This is a genomic window from Fortiea contorta PCC 7126, from assembly GCF_000332295.1.
Classification (GTDB): Bacteria; Cyanobacteriota; Cyanobacteriia; order Cyanobacteriales; family Nostocaceae; genus Fortiea; species Fortiea contorta.
On record NZ_KB235930.1, the window covers coordinates 1,690,162 to 1,710,227 of the forward strand.

Below are 20,066 nucleotides of genomic sequence, written 5' to 3' on the forward strand. Positions count from 1 at the left end.
ACAAAAAAATATTCAACAGCCTCTCATGGTAGATTTACTTTAATGACTTTGAATATTCACCTCTTGCAGATCATCTACAGCATTTAAACTTTCAACATGACTAGTTAAAGTATGGCGAATTTGCAAGTTGTTTTTTTTGCTAGCAGAGATTGCTTTTGATAAAGCGACATTTTGTCCTTGAGATTGCTGCTGCTTTTCGGTGTACTCCGCCAATTTGACTTGAGCTTGACTATAAGCAGGAGTGTTCTCAGGAATTTCGTGAAGAAATTTGATCGCACTATCAAAGTTACCCACAAACGCTTGATTATAAGCCTTTTGTAAAAAGTAGGTAGCTCTGATATATTGTTTGTCTTTATACTCGACTAACTTTTCTTGGGCGATCGTGCTAGCAGAGCTTTCAACAGGAACTTTCCGCAGATGTTCTAAAGCACGAGAGAAATCTTTATCTGCTGCTTTATTAAAAGCTTGAGTTAATAATTCTTGCCCCTGACCTTCAATGTTACTACGGGCTTGATCAACTATTTTTTCAGTTTTCGTTTGCCAATATAAAATATCAGGAACTTGCGCTGAAAGACGAAATACATCCGCCCATTTTTTTTCTTGAAAAGCCTTTTCTACTAACTGATATGTTTGGGCAGCAAGTTTCCAGTCTTGTTGCCACTCGTCGATTGTAGCTTGCGCTTCTGGATAAATGTTGCTTTGAGCCGGGATAGATTTAGCCAAAGCGATCGCTTCTTGTAAATCACCTGTCTGATATTCTTCTGTGGCTTTATATAAAGCTTCTGTTCCCACGGGTACTTGGACATGATTCATTAAAGAATATGCTCCCAATCCCATCAACACAGAATTAGTCAGCAGCCCTACTCTCATACCCGTCAGCAGCGGTGGAGATGATGAAGCATGATTTTTTGCTAAATTTTTTTTGTGCTCATCACCTGCTTTTAAAGATGGTCGATCCTGTGTACCGATAATTTTCACCGGTAATTGAGTTTCCCACACCATCTGTTTGAGGATATGCAGCACCTGAGTTGCAGACTGCAACCGCTCTTGATAATCATAACGAATCATTTGGCTGAGAATCGCAGCTAAATAATCACTAACTGGTGTGTTCTCAAAACGCCAAATAATTTCATTGGTATAGCTATCAACCTGTAATTGTAGTGGCGATAATCCAGTTAAAGCTTGAATCGCAATCATCCCCAAAGCGTAAATATCGCTATTGGGTCGCGTCTGACCAATAAATTGCTCCGGCGGGATATAACCTAGGGAAGTCACAGGAACTCGATAGATGGGAGATTCGACATCTATCCCAAAATCAATCGCTTGGATAGAGCCAAAGTCAATCAGCACTAACTTTCCATCACTGGCGCGCCGAACTATATTTTCTGGTTTGACATCACAGTGAATGACGCCTTGAGAGTGGACAAATTCCAGAATTTCTAAAACATCTTGTAGGAATTCAACAACCGCGCTTTCACTCCAAATGGCTTCCCAATGTGTCTTGATTGGTAGTTCTGCTGTTAATGAGTGTCCTTCTATAAACTCCTGTACTAAGTAAAAACGCTCATGTTCCTCAAAGCAAGCAATCAGTTCAGGAATTTGGTTATGACATCCCAAACGCTTGAGAGTTTCGGTTTCGGTGAGAAAACGTAATCTCAAGGTATCCAAGTAACTAGGCTGCGAACTATTAACTTTTAATTGTTTAACAACACACTTTGGGTTCTCGGGATAATCTATATCTACAGCAATGTATGTTTGCCCAAATACACCCGCACCTAGGCTTTGGACGATTTGGTAACGCGCTTGTAGTACTTTACCGATCATGTGATTGGTCATGAGTCTGGTTACTGAGTAAGTCCTTATATTAGGTTTTCTAAGATTGCTCACTTTTTCCGGAACGCCTTCAAAACAAATCACCGTCAGCTTGATTACTAGGCTAAAAACTAGGTTAGTATACGTATTTTTACTAGTGATATGCCTTTTATATACAGTTTTTCAGACATATACAACTTGAACAACACAAAGTATGAAATATTGCTGCTATAATTTACAGTCTGTAATATTTTTTACCTTTAATTAAATAATTTCTGGCTCAACAACAAGGTATGGGTGACATACCTGACAAATTAGCTAATGGCCATCCTGTCAAGGGTTGAGCAATACTTGTAAATATAGTTAATTATCAACTTAGAGGTGATGTTAGGAATGCCCCAATGGAAACTCTCAACAGAATTTACGTTTGACAGCGCGCACTACATTAAAGATTACGACGGCCCTTGTGGTCGGATGCATGGGCATACTTATAAAATCCGCGTTGAAGCTACATCGTCACAGTTGCATTCTTCAGAATACTGCCCACATCCTGTCATGGTAGCCGATTTTAGAACCTTACGCTGGGCAAAACAAGACGTCACCAAAGGGGGACTTGACCACTGCGTTTTGAACGAAGTTTTACCCCCCGAATATGAAACAACCGCCGAGATGATTGCCAAGTATATTTATGACCAAACCAAGAAACAAGTACCACCGGGTGTACAACTGAAAGTGAAGGTGTCAGAAACACCGAATAGTTGGGTAGAGTATGAAGATTGAAGAACTGCGCTGAAAGCGATTGTGCATAGCATCGCCGGTTGGGATCAGCGCTTTTCAAGGATAAATACCTGCATTTGGATTTAATAACACAAACCAAGAATCTCGCGGCTTCAAGTTGTGGGAGTGTCAAAGTATAAATTCTGAGTAGCTGTGAAGGGACTGTGCTTAGACTTATGAAACTTAGCCTGTGCATGATTGTCAAGAACGAAGCCGCAACATTACCTCAATGCTTGACTAGTGTCAAAAATGTTGTCGATGAAATGGTAGTTTTAGATACGGGTTCTAGCGATCGCACTCCAGAAATCGCTACACTATACGGTGCAAAGGTACATCATTTTCCGTGGTGCGATGATTTTAGTGCAGCTCGCAACGCGGCTCTGAAACACGTCACAGGCGACTGGATTTTAGTGTTAGATGCTGATGAGACGCTAGCAGCAGATATCGTTCCCCAGATGAAGTCAACAATCCAAAGTGAAGAATATCTGCTGATTAACTTGGTTCGTTATGAAGTGGGCGCGGAACAATCACCATATTCTCTGGTTTCTCGACTGTTTCGCAATCATCCCAGTATTCAATTTTCTCGACCTTACCACGCTTTAGTTGATGACAGTGTGTCGGGAATTTTGACTCAAGAACCCCATTGGCAGATCGGTTATTTACAAGGAGTGGCAATTCTACATAAAGGATATCAAAAAGCAGCGATCGCCCAAGGTAATAAGTATGCCAGAGCGCAAGCCGCAATGGAAGGTTTTCTAAATACTCATCCTGATGATCCCTATGTTTGCAGTAAACTAGGGGCGTTGTATGTAGAAACTGGCAAAATTGACCAAGGGATGGAGTTGTTGACCAAAGGAATCGCCGAATGTGGGGAAAACTACGAGATTTTGTATGAACTCCATTACCATTTAGGCATTGCTTACAGTCGCTTACAAAATCCCCGACAAGCTATTTATCATTATCAAGCAGCAATCAAGTTGCCGATTTATCCGATTTTGAAATTAGGCGCGTATAATAACTTGGGCAACCTATTCAAAGCCGCTGGCGATTTAAACGGTGCAAAAATCGCCTATGAAACAGCTTTGAAGATTGACAAAAGCTTTGCTGCCGGACATTATAACTTGGGGATGACCTTTAAGGCTTTAGGTTTATTTACAGATGCGATCGCTTCTTACCAGCAAGCCATCAAGTTAAAACCTGACTATGCACAAGCTTATCAAAATTTAGGCGTGGTACAGTTAAAAGTTGGCAATGTCCAAGCTAGCGTCACAGCTTTTAAAAATGCGATCGCCCTTCACGAGCAGCATCACCCAGCAGAAGCTGAGAGATTACGTCAAGGTTTGCGAGAGATGGGGTTAATTTAGATATTTTTGAGATTTCATCAGCTGGAGTTGAGCAAATTTAGACAACCGTTTTTCCCTCAGTAACAGACCAAGATAGACCGCAGCGAGATCGAATGCCTTCCGGCTGGAGGTTAAGATTGAGGGAGAGCATATTGATCAACAAATGGCAAAGCAGGAACATCCACTCACGGGAGAAGCGCTTCTTAAAGAAGTGTGTCGGCGGATTCGGGTGGCACGGAGCTACTGGGATGCTCATAATAATGCTGCCTGTCGGGGAGAGCGAGAACGCGCCTTAGCCCTTTACAATACGCTAACGAAGGAACAGAAAGATCAGATTCCCCAGCAACTGCGGATATGGCTGCGCTACCGCAGTGAAAAATACTTTGGGGCACACCGCACGCCACCAAAATCGAAACGAAAGTCGAAATAGCACTGGCGAGAGTGTTTTTTCAATGTTTACCAACCCAAAAAGTATTTCTGTAAATTGGCAAAAGGGAACCCAAAAACTTGTCCTTCTGCTCAAAGCTGGCAATGAAAAGATTGGAAACACCCGTTGATATCGACGCTCAATGGTTAAGCCGCGATTCTATGATCGTCGCGCCTGAACTGATTGGCTGTACCTTAGTGCGGCACATGCCAGATCAGACAATCCTGCGTGGCTTGATTGTGGAGACTGAAGCCTACGGCCCAGGTGATCCAGCAATGCACGCTTACCGCCGCCCCACTGCCCGCAATCGGGTGATGTTTGGCCCAGCAGGCGTAGCATACGTTTATTTGATTTATGGCACTTACCATTGCTTCAATGTCATCACCGATCAGCCTGAAATTCCCAGTGCTGTGCTGATTCGTGCACTTCAGTTAGACACCGCTCCTGTCTGGATCGAGCCGCAACAGAAACTTCAGCGAGTGGCTGCAGGACCGGGAAAACTGTGTCAGGCGTTCAAAATCGATCGAACGCTAAGCGCAACGCCACTTCAGCCTGGTCAGGCGCTGTGGCTGGAGCATCGTCATTCGCAGTTTCAGCAGCAGCTATCAGATGGTAATCTGTCTCTCATCCAGACTACTCGCATTGGCTTAACTCAAGGCGTTGATCTTCCCTGGCGCTGGTATCTGTCTGGCTGTCCTGCGGTGTCTCGAAAAGGTTGAGCAGTGCGATGTTGGTTACCGTGATCGCGCAAAAACTCCAGCAGATGGTGGAGTTAAATAAAACTCGCATCAACTACCTGGAGACATTCCAGCAGATGATTACAGAGTACAATGCTGACTCACGGAATGTGCAGATATTCTTCAATGATTTGATTAACTTTGCTCAGGAATTGGTGCTGAAGATAAAAGAGCGATCGCTATCCCAAATCCCCAAAAGTAATCAACTGGGGTAAAGACCTTTACCCTTCCACTTTACCCCAGTTTTACCCCAGAAACGTCTATTGGGGTAAACACCTCTACCTTACATTTTTACCCCAGTTTTACCCCAGTTCTTTATCCAAAATACCCAAAATAACCCCAAAAATCTCTAAAGGCTTGTTTTCTAAGCACTTTAACGTCCAATAAAAAAGGGCTTGAAAGCCCCCAAATACTTATACTTTCTTAAAGGCGACACCCAGATTTGAACTGGGGGATGGAGGTTTTGCAGACCTCTGCCTTACCACTTGGCTATGTCGCCGCTTTGTGCTTTTGAAGATCACCTGAATGCTATTGATTAAGGCTTAATAGTCATCAGAATTTTAATGATACCACACAGGTTTATTGTTGACTACTGTAAACTATGCCTAGCTGATGGCAGAAGGGAATAGGGAAGGGGGAACAGTTCCTTATTCCCTATTGCCGTAAGGGAGTAAGAGACTCCCGCTGCTCATGGGTAGGGATTTTAAATTTTGGATGTGTCTACTCTACTTCAGGCGATCGCTGAAGCTTGGGGTTTAGCGAAGATCATTCGGCCTGCGGTGGTTTGTAGGGCGCTGGTAACTACTACTCGCAATTCCCCTCCCACATAACTGCTACCTTCTTCCACGACAACCATTGTCCCGTCGTCTAAGTAACCAATCCCCTGGCTGGGTTCTTTACCTTCTTTGAGAATTTTCAAATCCAGGTTATCGCCGGGTAGGTAGGTAGGACGAACGGCGTTGACTAAATCGTTGACGTTTAAGACTGGGACTTTCTGTACACTGGCGACTTTCGACAAGTTGTAGTCATTGGTGAGCAGAGTTCCGCTAATCTCTTGAGCAAAACGGACTAATTTTGCGTCTACGGTGGGGGTATCTTCGTAGTCAATGGGGTTGATGAGAATGCGATCGGGGTAAGCTTCCCGAATGCGATTGAGAATCTCTAAACCTCGTCTCCCCCTGACTCGTTTTTGGTCTTTGCTGGCATCTGCGACTTGTTGCAATTCTTGTAAAATAAACTGAGGGACGATGATTTGCCCTTCTAAAAATCCTGTTTCTAGAAGCGCTTCAATTCGACCATCGATGATGCAGCTGGTGTCTAAAACTTTGGTATTTGCAGGCTTGAGTGTGCCCTCCACTACCATGGTTTCTACGGGGTTGGGATTGATTAACCGTAGCAACCCTCTACCGTGGGTGTCGGCTAAATTCATGCCAGTCACAGATAGCATGATACTACCAACGACTGCCACTAAGGGCTTGATGAAACTAAAGTCGGCGGGAATGGGTAACAAAAATAACGGTGCTAACATCAAGTTGGCTACTAACAGCCCAATGACTAAGCCGATCGCTCGCGTTAAAATTACTTCCAGTGGCATTTCGCGGACTTGTGCTTCTAGACGGCGATATGTTGTTTGGAATCTCAGCCCGACTGCACCGCCAATAATGGCAGCAAACACGGCAAATACTAGGCGTAAGGCATCGAGGTTTGTCACACCAGCGACTGTGCTGTCTGGCAACAGTTCTATGCTGTAAAACCCTATTCCTGACGCTGCTAGGATGAATGAAAAAATTATAATTGCGTCTAACATGGTTGTTTTGTTTTCCTGCAACTGAGTTAACCAAATCTAGTTAAGTATTTTTTATTTCGTCGCTAAGATAGATTCAGAAATATTTACTTACACTAAAGGTTTGAGCAGGCAATATCTGCAAACATTATAACCAAATACTTCTATATCCATATTTTGAATTGTTTTATTATCAGCCGATGAAACTATAGATATATTAATAATTTTCATTTTTTTTAATTTTCAATACGGTTAATTTTATTTTTTTTCACAATGGATCAAAAAGTTAATGTTTTTAATGTTCCTAGTTCTGCTTATGTGCATATCCCGTTTTGTCGGCGCAGGTGTTTTTATTGTGATTTTCCGGTGTCTGTGGTGGGCGATCGCTTGCGGGGTGAAACTTCCGGGACTATTTCCCAATATGTGGAAGTGTTATGTAACGAAATTGCGATCGCACCAACTTTTGGTCAACCTTTAAAAACGATTTTTTTTGGTGGGGGTACACCTTCGCTACTATCAACGGCGCAGTTAGAAAAGATACTCACAGTTTTAAAGCAGCGGTTGGGAATTGTGCCTGGGGCAGAAATTTCTATGGAAATTGACCCTGGTACGTTTGATTTAGCACATATAAAAGGCTACCGTAGCCTTGGTGTCAATCGTGTTAGTTTCGGTGTCCAAGCGTTTCAAGCAGAGTTGTTAAAAATTGCGGGGCGATCGCACTCAATTGCAGATATTTTTGCAGCTTTGGAATTAATCCGCCAGGTCGAGATTCCCGAATTCAGTATAGACTTAATTTCTGGTTTACCGCATCAGTCTTTGGATCAGTGGCAATATTCTCTAGCAAAAGCTGTAGATATCGCACCGACTCATATTTCTATTTATGATTTAACAATCGAGCCGGGAACTGCTTTTGGTCGTTATTATCAACCCGGTGCTCTGCCATTGCCAACGGACGAAACGACTGTGAAAATGTATGAAATGGGACAGCAAATCTTAACTGGCGCAGGTTATCAGCATTATGAAATTTCCAACTACGCCCAGCCAGGACATCAGTGTCAGCATAATCGAGTTTACTGGGAAAATCGCCCCTATTATGGCTTTGGTATGGGTGCGGCGAGTTATGTGGAGGGAAAACGCTTTACTCGTCCCCGGAAAACCCAGGAGTATTATCAGTGGGTCAAAGCTGGATGTGTGATTGATTGTGATGTCACACCACCACAAGAGGTATTATTAGAAACATTGATGCTGGGGTTGCGTTTAGCTGAGGGTGTGAGTTTGTCGAGTTTAACCGCAGAGTTTGGTGCAGAAAAAGTTGCAGAAATTCAGCGATGTTTGCGATCGCATTTTGAGCGAGGTTGGATGGAAGTTGCACAAGGAAGGTTGCGTTTCACTGATCCCCAAGGTTTTCTGTTTTCTAATGTGGTTTTGGCAGAGTTATTTGCACAGTTCGGATCATAGACGAATGGCGCTGATTAGAGAAAAGGGCGTTGCTGATTAAAAGTATGAAATTGAGAAAGGTGAATTCATATTCTGATTCAGCAACGCCACCTTTACGTTCTGAAGGCTACAGCCTAGATAAAGTATGGTCAATCCTCAATGCTGAAGGCTATACCACCTCACGCGGTAGCCTGTGGACTAAGCAGGCACTAAATAAAAGATTGGTAGCCGCGTAAAATTAAATACAAATAATTCAAAACAGAGGTGATACCCTCTCTTTTTTATGGCTATTACATTTTGTAAGTATCTTACAAATTACCTAACCCGTTAGCGCATAAGTTTCTCAGCTAGAAACAGTGAACTTTTTTTAGATTGAACACGAGGCTTTTGATGTAAGCCTAAAACCCATACAAGAAAATATAAAGGAACATAGAAGCTAAGTTTTAGAGCAAGAACTGTTTTGATGGAATGATAATCTTGTGTAACGGTTGTATCAGTCCAGTTATCGAGCCAGTCTCCATCTACATCCTTAACAAATTGGCGAATTCCATCCACGTCATGAACTCTTCTAGAATGTCTCAAGGCTCTAGCTCTCTCAAGAGCAACTCTTGCTCTGCTGATTCCCGGATATTCAAGACCCCTTGATAGAGTAGCCATTGCACTTTACTTGTCAATACTATCTACAAAATAACAGTTTCCTTGGATTTGGTCACTATGCTGAAATACAGATAGACCAATTCTTTGCTCTACTTGAGTCAATCTTGGATTAAAACTTACAAATAAAGCTCGGTTAATACCCCAGTACGTCAAGGTTGATTGCCATTCTCGCTGCTTGTTTTGAGAATGAATATCATTTAATGTTGTGACTTGCACACATAAAGGTAAAGTTCTTGACCCTGAGGCTATAAAATCAGTTGCCATTGACAAATCGGCAATATAAGAGTTTAAAGTGCTTCCTCCCAAAGATTCTATTTCTTGACAGACTTGATCGATAAAAGATTTATCATTTGCCTTGAATTCACCTGCCATTAAATTTTTCTTCCAAGTGGGCATCTTAGGGTCACGCTCATTAATCCAATTCGTGAATAAAACTTTATACCAGTATTGTTCTGTCGGTGTTAGCTGTGCAAACAGAGTATTTCTATCTTCTTCGGAGAGTAGTTGAGCTTCAAGCCAGAAAGTAGCATCACTCAGCAATTCTTCAAGAAACTGCAAGACATGAGGCTTACTTTTTAGAAGACCAGATTTTTTCTTGGCTATCCAGCATCTTATCTCATCTAATCTAGAAGCCAGTTTGGGGAAGATAGATCGACTTTCTTCAATTAGTGTATTTAAATCAGACCTAATATCGTCTGGGGCTCTTTGCACGCTGAGTATATTTTTATATTGTTAAAACAACGACCAATCCTAACACAATAGAAGATATCTACACCCCTAACGGCAAAGTTAGACACCAATTAATCATCCACAAAGCCAACACCAAAGGCAAGCTAGCAACCCGCACCATTCCAGTAATAGAAGACTTACGCCAAATACTCAGCAATTATTACTCTCTTTTCGGTACAAAGTTAAAGAGGGAATAGGTAATAGAAAACTCTTAACTGTTCCCCGTTCCCTATTCCCTTTGAAAATCGCTATAAACTACCTGTGAATACCTTTGTCGCTGGGCCAGTCATGTAAAGGCGTTGGTCAATTTCTGACCATTCGATTTGCAAGGAACCCCCTGGTAATTCTATAGTCGCGGTGCGATCGCTCTTACCTGTCAATACGCCAGCCACTAACGCCGCACAAGCGCCGGTACCGCAAGCTAAGGTGATTCCTGCGCCCCGTTCCCAAACCCGCATTTTTAAATAATCAGGGCGGACTACTTGCATAAATTCAGTATTTATGCGTTGGGGAAAGGCTGGGTGATGCTCAAATTGCGGGCCGATAATTTCCAGGGGGATAGCGGCGACGTCTTCCACAAAGGTGATGCAGTGGGGATTTCCCATGCTGACACAGGTGACATCCCAAGATTTCCCTGCTACTGCTAGGGGTTGATTAATCACTTTCTCGGCTGCGGGTGTCAAGGTGGTGGGAATTTCGCCAGCGAGTAATTTCGGTAAACCCATATCCACCTTGACTTGACCGTCGGACATCAATTCGGTTGTAATTACTCCCGCCAGGGTTTGAATGCGATACAGGTTTTTATTTCTCGATTCACCCTCCAACTCTGCTAAAAACACAGCTAAACAGCGAATACCGTTACCACACATTTCTGGTTCTGAACCATCGGAATTAAAAATTCGCATAGTGTAATCAGCACCACTTTCACCGGTAAGGGCAAAAATTACACCATCAGCACCGATACCAAAATGGCGATCGCACCAGGCGATCGCTTGCTCAGGAGTCAATACAGGTAAGGATGACGCCCGATTATCAATGAGAATAAAGTCGTTGCCTAGACCTTGATACTTAGTAAATTCAATTGCCATTTGTTTAGAGATCAATTATCAATGATTAGGGAATGGGACAATGGGAAAGCGACTGCTTAACTAGGGTTCGCCGCATCCCCTCACCCCCAGTCCCTAGCCCCTAACTCCTCAATTAAACACATTACCAAAATGCTGACAACTGAATTTGATACTTCGCTTCCCAGCATTCGCCAAGTGCAAAATCTGATTAAACAAACTGCAATAGTGGAATTTAAACTGTTAACAGGCGATTTGCTTACAGGTAGGGTGATTTGGCAAGATCCAAACTGTGTATGTGTTGTGGATGAGAGCAATCAGCAAACCACAGTTTGGAAACAAGCGATCGCCTACATTAAAGTTAGAGGTTAGTTAATTCCCCCATCCCCCTCATTTATCCCAGAGGGAGAGGACTATTAAGGGAAAACAAAAGTTGCAGATGATTGAGACTAGATAAGCTGCCGCATAATAATATTTGGTCGCCTACTCGCAATTCTGTGTTGCCTTCAGGGGAGCGAATAAATTTACCGTCTCGTCGCATTGCTTGTACTTCTACGTCATATTTTTGGCGGATATCTAAATCTGTGAGGGTTTTATTCACAACGGGGGAATCGGTGTTGACTGTCATCCACTGACAAGCGCTGTGTTCTCCAGGAACAACCGCTTTACCTAGAGCAAATTCCGCGAGAGCGGCTAGTTCTTCATCAGCCCCTACGACTAAAAGGCGATCGCCTTCTAATAATTTGGTTTGGTTATCTGGATAGTCGATTTCTACACCGTTGGTGCGGCGTATAGCCATTAAGCTGGCGCCTGTTAAGTAGCGCATATCTGCTTCTTCTAAAGTCATCCCGATTAGGGGCGAACCGGATGGGAGGGGATACCAGCGGCGATTTAAATCCAAGGTTGCTTGCTCTAAGTCGCGGGAAACTTCCGATGCAGAACGGTCTGGTCTTAATGCTAAATAATGATTATTGCGGATTTGCTGCATTTCCCGTTGGATGACGGCGGGTGACAAACCTACATCTGTTAATAAATAACTAGCCATTTCTAAGCTGGCTTCAAATTCCGGTTGCACTACTTCCCTTCCACCCAGTTGATAAAGCACTTCAATATCTTTATCTTGGTTGGCGCGTACGACTAAATTGAGTTCTGGGCACAGTTCCAGGGCGCGTTTGACACAAAGACGGGTACTCATCGGATCAGGAAGGGCGATCGCCATGGCTTTGGCGTGGTTCACTCCTGCAGTTTCGAGCACGTGGAGGCTAACGCAATTACCGTATACATAGGAGACGTTGGCGTCTCGTAGCTGCTGAATTCTCCGTTCTGATTGGTCAATGACTACCACAGGTAACTGGTGTTGCTGCAAGAGCTTGACCAAGTTTTTACCCACTCGCCCATAACCACAAACGACTACGTGGTCTTTGGAGGGTAGTTCTTCGGAAATATCCCGTGGCTGTTCTTCTTCTAAGTATGGCTGCAACCAAGGCATGGTTTCAGCAAAATTAAAAATAAATGGCACTAACCGCAATACAAATGGGGTAATTACCAAGGTGACAGCGGTGGTGCCTAAAATTAATAAATATATCTGTCGAGACACTAGCCCCAAGGCTTGTCCTTCACTGGCGAGCACAAAGGAAAATTCCCCAATTTGCGCTAGTCCTAAGCCTGCAATCAAGGCTGTTTTTAATGGATAGCGGAACAGCTTGACTAGGGGTGTAATAATCAGAAATTTACCGACAAAAACTATCGCCACCAATCCCAAGATTAATTCTAGGTTGTGCCAGAGAAACACTGGGTCAATTAACATGCCAATGGCGGCAAAAAATAAACTGGCGAAGATATCCCGCAGTGGCTCTACATAAGTCAGGGTTTGATCGGCGTATTCCACTTCGGAAATCATTAAGCCGGCGACAAAGGCCCCCATTTCAATTGACAGCCCTAAATATTCGGTTAATAGGGCAATACCTAGGCATAATGCTACTACACCTAATAAAAATAGCTCGCGGCTTTCAGTTCGAGCTAAAAGCCGCAACAAGGGGGGTATAAGCCAAATTCCCGCAACTACTGCACCTGCAGCAAATAAACCAATCCGCAACAAGGCTGTTAATACTGCTACACCGATCGCTTCTCCTGGTTCATGCAAAGCTGGGAGTACGGCGATCATCAATCCTAATGCTAGGTCTTGGACGACTAAAATACCCAGCATCACCTGTCCGTGGGGTGTTTCGGTTTCGTTGCGTTCCATCAAGCATTTGAGGACAACGGCTGTGGATGATAAGGACAGAATTGACCCCAAAAACACGCCTTTTGCAGGAAGAGTTCCCCAGGCGCCGGTGACGCCACACACCAAAACTGTGACCGCAATTGTCAACGCAATTTGTAGCCCTCCACCTCCGAGGGCGATCGCTTGTACTTTTTTGAGTTGAGCAAAGGAAAACTCTACTCCCAATGCAAAGAGCAAAAAAGCTACCCCAAACTGGGCGAGAGTTTCTACTTGAATAATTTCTTTGATCAGCCCCAGTCCCGCTGGCCCGACAATCATCCCACCAATGAGATAACCCAACAAAACTGGTTGTCGTACCAGCGATGCTAACAGTCCCCCACAAGCAGCCACAGCGAGAACTGAAACTAAATCAACAATTAGTCGAAAATCTTCTTGCACTAATTTTAAAAATAAATATTAAGACCTGTTAACCTCAGCATACAAATTTTTGAGATATTTTCGGGAAAAATTATTGATGCAGTGACCACAAATTTTTTAATAAATGTATTGTATGAAAGGGAACAGGGAACAGGGAACAGGGAACGGGGAAAACTAAGCCGCCCACGAGGGGACGAGGCTTTAAATTTACCTCTTTTCGTAAATTTTGGTCAGGGAGAGTAACACTAAGGGTGACGGGGAAAATGACAAATGACAAATTCCCCTCGCCGCTTACGCTACATCCCCAGATTTCCAGGTATTGTAAGTATCTTCAATAAATTTACTGCTACGACGAGTTCCTTTGTTTTTTGTGACTTTGACTTTCAAGGTGGTCAGATACATGCCATGCATGACTTGATGTCCATAACCGAAAACTGTACCAATTTGGCCTGTGATGGGATATTGAACATCTCCGTTATGCAACATGGGTTCTAACTCCTGGATAATCTGGGTTGATATTAGGGATGAAGAATGAAGTCTGAAGTATACTTCAGACTTCATTCTTTAAGCTGCTACTTGCGATTTACTCTTGGTTACTGTAGGATTTTCGGCTAACAGGCGGGTGTATAATTGGGCGAGTCTGGAGGCGACGCTATGCCAACTGAAAGCGATTTCTACCCTTTGTCGCCCGGTTTCACCTAACTGTTGCGCCCATTCTGGGTTAGTGAGAATACGGTCGATTGCTGCACCAAAAGCTACTTCATCTTTGGGTGTTGCCAGTAGACCTGTAACTTCTGGGACTACGGTAAATTGTAATCCGCCTACGTTACTGGCGACTACGGGGGTTCTACAAGCCATCGCCTCAATGGCTACTAAACCAAAGGGTTCGTAGTGGCTGGGTACTACGCACACATCAGCGGCGGCGTAGTAGTAGAGCAGGTCTGTGTCGTCTAGGCGACCAGGAAAGGTGGTACAATCCTTGAGTCCAAGTTCGGCAACGATGTTAGCGATGCGATCGCGTTCCATGCCGTCGCTCTGACCAGGACGACTACCACCGCCAATGACTAGTTGCAGGTCAGCTTGACCTCGAAGTCGAGATTTAGCGATCGCTCTGACTAAGGTTTCAATTCCTTTGCGCTGGTCAAAGCGACCAACATAAAGTACCATCTTAGTGTCCGCTGCTACACCTAAATGTTTTCTCGCCTCAGTCTTGCCAATTTTGCCGAACTTATCAATATCGGTTCCACAAGGAATCATTTCCATCCTTCCTTTGGTGGAAACAAGTATCCGCATGTGCTTCTGTTCTTGAGGACTGGTTGCAATCACTCGATCTACAGTCTCTAAACAAGTTTTTTCTACAGCTAGTCTCTGGACTGCAATTACAGGAATATTACTGATACTTCTGTATTTAACTGCTCCTAAGGAGTGGTAAGTATGCACTTGAATCAGCGGTTGCTGCTTTTTCAATTCCATCCCCACCCATGATGATAACCAGTAGTTGGTATGGATGATTGGGTATTGAAATCCTTGATGCTGTTGAAATTTTTGGAATTCTCCTAGAAATTCACCGAGGTAGTCGAATAAATGATCTCGTCCGATAAACTGTGATGGCCCAGCCTTGAGGCGAATGGTGCGACAGTTTTGATTATGCTGGATAATGGCGGCTTGCTCAGGATGAGAGCGACGAGTAAACATGTCTACTTGCCAACCTTGTTCAGCTAATGCGTAGCCTACTTGACGCACATAAACGTTTTGACCTCCAGCTTCTTCTTTACCGATCTCAATAGCTGGGTCGCCATCAACAGAAATCAGTGCAATGCGTTGCTTGTTATTTTGGAACATAGTAAACTTTACCTTATGGCAAATTATCCTGCCTCACAAGCCAGAAAATCAGGTGTATTTAGCCTCTCTTCATTGCCGAGGGCAGGCACGACGAAGCGCAAAGTTACCAGCCAAGGACACTTACGAGAACAAAGCATTATTATCTAATAAAAATGCCGCTCGTTTAGTCTCCTCTCAATGCCTACGAAGTTAGCTGACGGGCTAGAACTGAGAGATGTCCTTCTCTACAAATATCAAGTTGAAGATAGGAAGTTTGTTGAATCTTCTTAACTCTAACTTGCTGTTTTGTTGGAGACACGCCCCAAATTTGGTTCCTCCGCTCCCTGCTGACTTTGAGTTGCAAAAGCTCCCAGAGTAAGCAACGGATTAGGCAGACTGATTCAGTTTTCTTTACATTACCTTGTAAACAGGAAATGAGTCAAGAAGTTGAACAAACAATTGGTGTTGCAGAACACTTGAGTTTTTTGGTATTTGTGATTTGTGATTTGTCAAGATAAAACCTGACAATTTGGTGTTTAATGCTGAATATTTTGGCTGCAAAACTCCCGCATTGGTGGTTGATGCTCAATGTTGCGAGTTGAGAGCCTGATGTGAACGATGATAACTGAGGTGATATCAAGGATTTTGCTGTAGAAACTTGGTCATGGGACATCTGTAAACCAAAAATACAAGATTTCGGCGTCCCTCATCACTTCTTGTTTGTTTGTAACAAAATCTGTAACAGCAAAACTATTTGTGCGTGTACCCGTCTAAATTGGTGAAACTTCTCAGACGATCGCGCCGATGGACGGATAAATGTTATTCCAGGATATTCGAGATTATCAAATCCTCTTTCTCTCCTTATTCCTCTGTTTAGGGATTGGGACAAGAGATTGGACATTGCGACCGGAGTTAATTATTGTGGCGATCGCTACTTGTTTATTAACTCAAGGGATGCTGTCTTTGTTTAGGGATCAAGGGGTAAAAGCACTTGGTTTGCGTAGTGCGCTCATTACGGCATTGGGACTCAGTTTACTATTACGGGCTGACCATTGGACAACGATCGCCATAGCTGCAGTTAGTGCGATTGGTAGTAAATTTGTTCTGCGGGTGGGAGATAAGCATGTCTTCAATCCTGCTAATTTTGGCATCATTACCGCTTTACTATTCACTGCTGACGCTTGGGTTTCACCGGGACAGTGGGGTGAAGACTGGTGGTATGGGCTATTGTTTTTCGGGACTGGGGGAATGATTTTACAGCGCGTCGGTCGTTGGGACACGACAGCGGCTTTTTTGGGTTGCTATTCTCTGCTGGAAGCGATGCGTAATCTTTGGTTGGGTTGGACTTGGGATGTTTACCTACACCGATTAATGAGTGGTTCTCTAATTTTATTTGCGCTGTTTATGGTTACTGATCCTCGGTCGATTCCCAACGCACCTATTGGTCGGATTGTTTGGGCAATGTGCATCGCCATTTTAACTTTTATCTTGCGAAATTATTTGTTTGTACCAACTGCAGTTTTCTGGGCGTTATTCATGCTGGCGCCGTTAAGTATTCTGCTGGATTTGCTCTGGTTAGCTCCGGAGTTTTCTTGGCGACAAAAACAGGAGGAGGGATAAATCAATGAAAACTTTCAGGTATTTTGTTTCCTTGGTGTTGGTGTTAGTGGGTGTGATGTGCTTCGCACCCACAGCTTGGGCGTTTTGTGGATTTTATGTTGCGAAAGCAGACGCAAAGCTATATAACAAAGCTTCTCAGGTGGTGATGGTGCGAGATGGCGATCGCACTGTGTTAACCATGGCTAATGATTTTCAGGGTGAAGTCAAGGATTTTGCGATGGTAGTGCCTGTACCTACAGTACTGCAAAAAGAGCAAGTCCGCGTTGCCGAATCAAAAATTATCGAGCGTTTGGATGCTTTTAGTGCACCACGATTGGTAGAATATTTCGATTCCGATCCTTGTGAACCAGTTTATCAGCGTGGCGGCAATTTGCAACTCGCTCTACCTACACCCTCAGCTACTGAGAACAGAGCGCGAGAGAGCGCTGATAGTTTAGGTGTAACTGTGGAAGCGCGATTTAGTGTGGGTGAATATGATATTTTGATTCTCAGTGCGAAAGAATCTGGTGGATTAGAAACATGGCTCAACCGCAACGGTTATAAAATTCCCAGAGGAGCAAAAGAACTGCTCAAACCTTACATTCGCTCTTCAATGAAATTCTTTGTTGCTAAAGTCAATCTGGAAAAATTTGAGCAATCTGGTTATCAGCTACTTCGACCTTTACAAATTGCTTATAAGTCACCTAAATTCATGTTACCTATTCGGTTAGGCATGATTAATGCTACCGATGAACAAGATTTAATTGTTTATGTTTTATCACCCAAAGGACAAGCAGAAATCACCAACTACCGCACAGTTGAAGTTCCTTCTAATGCCAATATTCCTATTTTTATCAAGAATGAGTTTGGCGATTTTTATAAATCTTTATTCCAAACAGTTTACGCCAAAGAAGACCGCAAGGTGGGTTTTTTAGAATATGCATGGGATATGGGTAGTTGCGATCCTTGCGCTGCGGAACCGCTAACACCAGCAGAACTGAAACAAGCGGGTGTATTCTGGTTAGATGGTGCTGCTGGTGATGTTGAACAACCCCAAAATTTTCGCCGTCCTTTTCCTAGTAGTAATGTCTTCATTACCCGTCTACATGTGCGCTATACTCGCAATAAATTTCCTGAAGATTTGATGTTTCAAACCACTTCTAATCGTGAATCTTTTCAGGGACGTTACATCTTACAACATCCTTTTAGAGGTGAACTCAATTGTCCAGCCGGTCGAGAATACAAGCGGACTTTATCGAGGCGTTTTGAACAAGAAGCACAAACCCTCGCCAAGCTGACAAATTGGAATATCCAAGACATTCGTCAAAAAATGAAATTGACTGTGGGTAAGTTGACTAACTCTTGGTGGGATAATTTTATTGGTTGGTTAGGGTTTAGAGATTAATACTTAGTTAGGCGAGATGATCAAGAGCGATCGCTAGTACAGGATTCTTGCTACATTTTGGGGAAGCTGGGTACACTTTTATTCTTTCTTCCCTATTCCTTATCTCTATGAATAAGTTCAGAAATTGAAATGGATTTCTATAGATAATTGATTTTTACCATTACCAATTACCAACCTGATAAATTATATTAAGTGATCAAACAGCGCTTCAATAAGATAAAATGCACGGATAGCTCACCTAGTGACGTTTAGTGGTGTTAGGAGATGACGCTCTCGTTCAAAGACAAACACAATTGGCTACCAGTAAAGCGCTACTGGGAATTACTACAAGTTTTGGTGACAAGAACATTGAAGGTGCGCTATCGGGGTTCATTTCTAGGAGTATACTGGTCACTGTTGAACCCACTAATCATGACAGGCTTGTATACTGCCATTTTTGGAGCAACTTTCGCCTCATATTACAATAATTCTATTCCAAATTACATATTGGCAGCTTTTACAGGCTTAGTTGTAATCAATTTCTTCTCATCTTCTACATCCCAAGCTTTAACTAGTGTAGTCAATAACGGTGCACTTTTAAATAAAATTCGCTTACCAGTCAGCGTTTTTCCTGTATCCATGATTGCAGCGAATGTATTTCAGTTTTCAGTCGGAGTATTACCATTACTAGTAATCATCACTTTAATTAACTCCCACAGTATCATCAATACATTAGCGCTACTTTTTCCGTTCATCGCTCTAATTTTAGTCTGCACAGGAGTGGGTTTTTTAGTAAGTGCGTTATACGTTTTTTTTAGAGATTTACCTTACTTTTACGAGCTAATTACTTTTGTCATTTGGATCAGTAGTCCTGTGTTTTATCCAGCCGCTATTGTTCCACCGCAGGTAAAGCCTTTTTTAGGGTTGAATCCATTATCACCAATAATTGAAAGTCTTCGTCAGATCACGCTATCAGGAACACCACCAGATTTGAGTTTAATCAGTGGTGCTTTACTCAGTGGCATAATAATTGTTGCAGTGGGATGGACTTGTTTTCAATTTTGGCGTCATCAATTTATGGATTTGCTTTAAATGGAAGTAATTCGCTTGGATCAAGTTTCGTTGTGGCGACGAACACAAGAAGAGTTTTCTTATGATCTAAAGAAGACACTATTATCATTTTTGGAAGGAAAATATCGTCAGCCAGCTAAAAAGTTAGTGTTGGATCAAATAAATTTGGTGATAGAAAAAGGTGAAAAAATAGGTATTATCGGTGCAAATGGCTCAGGTAAATCAACTATACTCAAAATAATTTCTGGTATTTTGCAACCCACTAGCGGAACAGTCAGAGTACGAGGTCAAATTGCACCATTGATTGAACTAGGAGCCGGTTTTGATCCAGAAATTTCAGTGATGGATAATATTCTACTTTATGGAGTTTTGCTAGGTTTTTCTAGAGCAGAGATGCGACTGAGAGCACAATCAATTCTAGAATTTGCCGAGTTGCAAGATTATGCATTAGTCCCAGTCAAGGGTTTATCTTCCGGCATGGTAGCACGTTTAGGATTTTCAATTGCAACTGATGTTCAGCCTGATATTCTCATTTTAGATGAAGTGCTTTCAGTGGGAGATGAAAGCTTTAATAGAAAGTGCAAACAAAGAATTGATAAATTTTGGGTCGATGAAGTGACAGTTTTAGTTGTGTCACATTCTATGGAGTTTATCCGCGAATCGTGTCAAAAAGCCGTCTGGATCAATAATGGAAAAATCAAATTTTTTGGAAAGCCTGTAGAAACAGTGGAACATTATCTAAATTTTGTAAGTCAGTCGTGAAGGCGAGATAAATTTTTCTACT

20 protein-coding genes, 1 tRNA gene and 1 riboswitch are annotated in these 20,066 nt (G+C 42.8%); of the genes, 12 read left to right on the plus strand and 9 right to left on the minus strand.

Annotation, left to right across the window (positions count from 1 at the left end):
* Positions 1–39: 39 nt before the first annotated feature.
* Positions 40–1,836, minus strand: coding sequence for a serine/threonine-protein kinase (locus MIC7126_RS0108055; RefSeq protein WP_017652629.1), 1,797 nt, complete (start codon positions 1,834–1,836; stop codon positions 40–42).
* A 369-nt stretch (positions 1,837–2,205) separates the two neighbouring features.
* On the opposite strand from MIC7126_RS0108055, the gene MIC7126_RS0108060 reads away from it, so the two are divergent.
* The 5 genes from MIC7126_RS0108060 (at position 2,206) to MIC7126_RS0108080 (ending at position 5,311) form a co-directional block, all read left to right on the plus strand.
* A complete protein-coding gene (locus MIC7126_RS0108060; RefSeq protein WP_017652630.1) occupies positions 2,206–2,592 on the plus strand; it encodes a 6-pyruvoyl trahydropterin synthase family protein in 387 nt (128 codons plus the stop codon).
* 173 nt (positions 2,593–2,765) lie between these two features.
* Positions 2,766–3,953, plus strand: a complete 1,188-nt coding sequence (locus MIC7126_RS0108065) for a glycosyltransferase (protein ID WP_193787683.1) — start codon at positions 2,766–2,768, stop codon at positions 3,951–3,953.
* Positions 3,954–4,161: 208 nt separating this feature from the next.
* Positions 4,162–4,362, plus strand: a complete 201-nt coding sequence (locus MIC7126_RS0108070; protein WP_238553621.1) for a Precorrin-3B methylase — start codon at positions 4,162–4,164, stop codon at positions 4,360–4,362.
* A gap of 101 nt (positions 4,363–4,463) precedes the next feature.
* Positions 4,464–5,078: a DNA-3-methyladenine glycosylase gene (locus tag MIC7126_RS0108075; RefSeq protein ID WP_017652633.1), complete on the plus strand. Its 615-nt coding sequence runs from the start codon at positions 4,464–4,466 to the stop codon at positions 5,076–5,078.
* Positions 5,079–5,086: 8 nt separating this feature from the next.
* Entirely contained in the window at positions 5,087–5,311 is a 225-nt protein-coding gene (locus tag MIC7126_RS0108080; RefSeq protein ID WP_017652634.1) for a hypothetical protein, read from the plus strand.
* 212 nt (positions 5,312–5,523) lie between these two features.
* Here MIC7126_RS0108080 and MIC7126_RS0108085 read toward each other — a convergent pair.
* Positions 5,524–5,595, minus strand: a tRNA-Cys gene (locus MIC7126_RS0108085).
* Between the two features lie 231 nt (positions 5,596–5,826).
* Complete coding sequence (locus MIC7126_RS0108090) at positions 5,827–6,903, minus strand: PIN/TRAM domain-containing protein (RefSeq protein WP_017652635.1); 1,077 nt, start codon at positions 6,901–6,903, stop codon at positions 5,827–5,829.
* A 249-nt stretch (positions 6,904–7,152) separates the two neighbouring features.
* Here MIC7126_RS0108090 and hemW point away from each other — a divergent pair, with 249 nt between their 5' ends.
* Entirely contained in the window at positions 7,153–8,337 is a 1,185-nt protein-coding gene (gene hemW, locus MIC7126_RS0108095) for a radical SAM family heme chaperone HemW (protein WP_017652636.1), read from the plus strand.
* Between the two features lie 59 nt (positions 8,338–8,396).
* Positions 8,397–8,552 carry a hypothetical protein gene (locus MIC7126_RS30270; RefSeq protein WP_154655858.1) on the plus strand — a complete coding sequence of 52 codons (156 nt, stop codon included), beginning with the start codon at positions 8,397–8,399 and terminating at the stop codon, positions 8,550–8,552.
* Positions 8,553–8,643: 91 nt separating this feature from the next.
* Here the strand turns inward: MIC7126_RS30270 and MIC7126_RS0108100 are convergent, their stop codons facing one another.
* The 3 genes from MIC7126_RS0108100 to dapF all read right to left on the minus strand — a co-directional run bounded on the left by MIC7126_RS0108100 (position 8,644) and on the right by dapF (position 10,790).
* A complete protein-coding gene (locus tag MIC7126_RS0108100) occupies positions 8,644–8,973 on the minus strand; it encodes a hypothetical protein (RefSeq protein WP_017652637.1) in 330 nt (109 codons plus the stop codon).
* Positions 8,974–8,979: 6 nt separating this feature from the next.
* Entirely contained in the window at positions 8,980–9,684 is a 705-nt protein-coding gene (locus MIC7126_RS0108105) for a hypothetical protein (protein WP_017652638.1), read from the minus strand.
* 266 nt (positions 9,685–9,950) lie between these two features.
* Entirely contained in the window at positions 9,951–10,790 is an 840-nt protein-coding gene (dapF, locus tag MIC7126_RS0108110; RefSeq protein WP_017652639.1) for a diaminopimelate epimerase, read from the minus strand.
* Positions 10,791–10,919: 129 nt separating this feature from the next.
* On the opposite strand from dapF, the gene MIC7126_RS0108115 reads away from it, so the two are divergent.
* Complete coding sequence (locus MIC7126_RS0108115) at positions 10,920–11,138, plus strand: Hfq-related RNA-binding protein (protein WP_017652640.1); 219 nt, start codon at positions 10,920–10,922, stop codon at positions 11,136–11,138.
* Positions 11,139–11,160: 22 nt separating this feature from the next.
* On the opposite strand, the gene MIC7126_RS0108120 is transcribed toward MIC7126_RS0108115, so the two are convergent.
* The 3 genes from MIC7126_RS0108120 to MIC7126_RS0108130 form a co-directional block, all read right to left on the minus strand.
* Positions 11,161–13,428 (minus strand): cation:proton antiporter, encoded by a 2,268-nt coding sequence (locus tag MIC7126_RS0108120; RefSeq protein ID WP_017652641.1) that lies wholly within the window; start codon positions 13,426–13,428, stop codon positions 11,161–11,163.
* Between the two features lie 270 nt (positions 13,429–13,698).
* Positions 13,699–13,893: a hypothetical protein gene (locus MIC7126_RS0108125; protein WP_017652642.1), complete on the minus strand. Its 195-nt coding sequence runs from the start codon at positions 13,891–13,893 to the stop codon at positions 13,699–13,701.
* 78 nt (positions 13,894–13,971) lie between these two features.
* Positions 13,972–15,249, minus strand: a complete 1,278-nt coding sequence (locus MIC7126_RS0108130; RefSeq protein ID WP_017652643.1) for a glycosyltransferase — start codon at positions 15,247–15,249, stop codon at positions 13,972–13,974.
* A gap of 163 nt (positions 15,250–15,412) precedes the next feature.
* A riboswitch (cyclic di-AMP (ydaO/yuaA leader) is annotated at positions 15,413–15,598 on the minus strand.
* A gap of 446 nt (positions 15,599–16,044) precedes the next feature.
* Here MIC7126_RS0108130 and MIC7126_RS0108135 point away from each other — a divergent pair.
* The 4 genes from MIC7126_RS0108135 to MIC7126_RS0108150 all read left to right on the plus strand — a co-directional run bounded on the left by MIC7126_RS0108135 (position 16,045) and on the right by MIC7126_RS0108150 (position 20,044).
* The gene (locus MIC7126_RS0108135) at positions 16,045–16,848 is read left to right on the plus strand and encodes an RnfABCDGE type electron transport complex subunit D (protein WP_017652644.1); all 804 of its coding nucleotides are present in this window, start codon (positions 16,045–16,047) and stop codon (positions 16,846–16,848) included.
* A gap of 4 nt (positions 16,849–16,852) precedes the next feature.
* Positions 16,853–18,232, plus strand: a complete 1,380-nt coding sequence (locus tag MIC7126_RS0108140) for a DUF2330 domain-containing protein (RefSeq protein ID WP_017652645.1) — start codon at positions 16,853–16,855, stop codon at positions 18,230–18,232.
* 264 nt (positions 18,233–18,496) lie between these two features.
* Positions 18,497–19,303, plus strand: a complete 807-nt coding sequence (locus MIC7126_RS0108145; protein ID WP_017652646.1) for an ABC transporter permease — start codon at positions 18,497–18,499, stop codon at positions 19,301–19,303.
* Positions 19,304–20,044 carry an ABC transporter ATP-binding protein gene (locus MIC7126_RS0108150; RefSeq protein ID WP_017652647.1) on the plus strand — a complete coding sequence of 247 codons (741 nt, stop codon included), beginning with the start codon at positions 19,304–19,306 and terminating at the stop codon, positions 20,042–20,044.
* The last annotated feature ends 22 nt before the right edge of the window (positions 20,045–20,066 follow it).

What these genes read in the sequence shown, in the direction of transcription:
- MIC7126_RS0108130 (WP_017652643.1), bottom strand. Translation starts at nt 15,249, where the DNA reads ATGTTCCAAAATAACAAGCAACGCATTGCACTGATTTCTGTTGATGGC.
- MIC7126_RS0108080 (WP_017652634.1), top strand. Translation starts at nt 5,087, where the DNA reads ATGTTGGTTACCGTGATCGCGCAAAAACTCCAGCAGATGGTGGAGTTA.
- MIC7126_RS0108090 (WP_017652635.1), bottom strand. Translation starts at nt 6,903, where the DNA reads ATGTTAGACGCAATTATAATTTTTTCATTCATCCTAGCAGCGTCAGGA.
- dapF (WP_017652639.1), bottom strand. Translation starts at nt 10,790, where the DNA reads ATGGCAATTGAATTTACTAAGTATCAAGGTCTAGGCAACGACTTTATT.
- MIC7126_RS0108140 (WP_017652645.1), top strand. Translation starts at nt 16,853, where the DNA reads ATGAAAACTTTCAGGTATTTTGTTTCCTTGGTGTTGGTGTTAGTGGGT.
- MIC7126_RS0108115 (WP_017652640.1), top strand. Translation starts at nt 10,920, where the DNA reads ATGCTGACAACTGAATTTGATACTTCGCTTCCCAGCATTCGCCAAGTG.
- MIC7126_RS0108145 (WP_017652646.1), top strand. Translation starts at nt 18,497, where the DNA reads ATGACGCTCTCGTTCAAAGACAAACACAATTGGCTACCAGTAAAGCGC.
- hemW (WP_017652636.1), top strand. Translation starts at nt 7,153, where the DNA reads ATGGATCAAAAAGTTAATGTTTTTAATGTTCCTAGTTCTGCTTATGTG.
- MIC7126_RS0108100 (WP_017652637.1), bottom strand. Translation starts at nt 8,973, where the DNA reads ATGGCTACTCTATCAAGGGGTCTTGAATATCCGGGAATCAGCAGAGCA.
- MIC7126_RS0108060 (WP_017652630.1), top strand. Translation starts at nt 2,206, where the DNA reads ATGCCCCAATGGAAACTCTCAACAGAATTTACGTTTGACAGCGCGCAC.
- MIC7126_RS0108075 (WP_017652633.1), top strand. Translation starts at nt 4,464, where the DNA reads ATGAAAAGATTGGAAACACCCGTTGATATCGACGCTCAATGGTTAAGC.
- MIC7126_RS0108125 (WP_017652642.1), bottom strand. Translation starts at nt 13,893, where the DNA reads ATGTTGCATAACGGAGATGTTCAATATCCCATCACAGGCCAAATTGGT.
- MIC7126_RS0108065 (WP_193787683.1), top strand. Translation starts at nt 2,766, where the DNA reads ATGAAACTTAGCCTGTGCATGATTGTCAAGAACGAAGCCGCAACATTA.
- MIC7126_RS0108135 (WP_017652644.1), top strand. Translation starts at nt 16,045, where the DNA reads ATGTTATTCCAGGATATTCGAGATTATCAAATCCTCTTTCTCTCCTTA.
- MIC7126_RS0108150 (WP_017652647.1), top strand. Translation starts at nt 19,304, where the DNA reads ATGGAAGTAATTCGCTTGGATCAAGTTTCGTTGTGGCGACGAACACAA.
- MIC7126_RS0108055 (WP_017652629.1), bottom strand. Translation starts at nt 1,836, where the DNA reads ATGACCAATCACATGATCGGTAAAGTACTACAAGCGCGTTACCAAATC.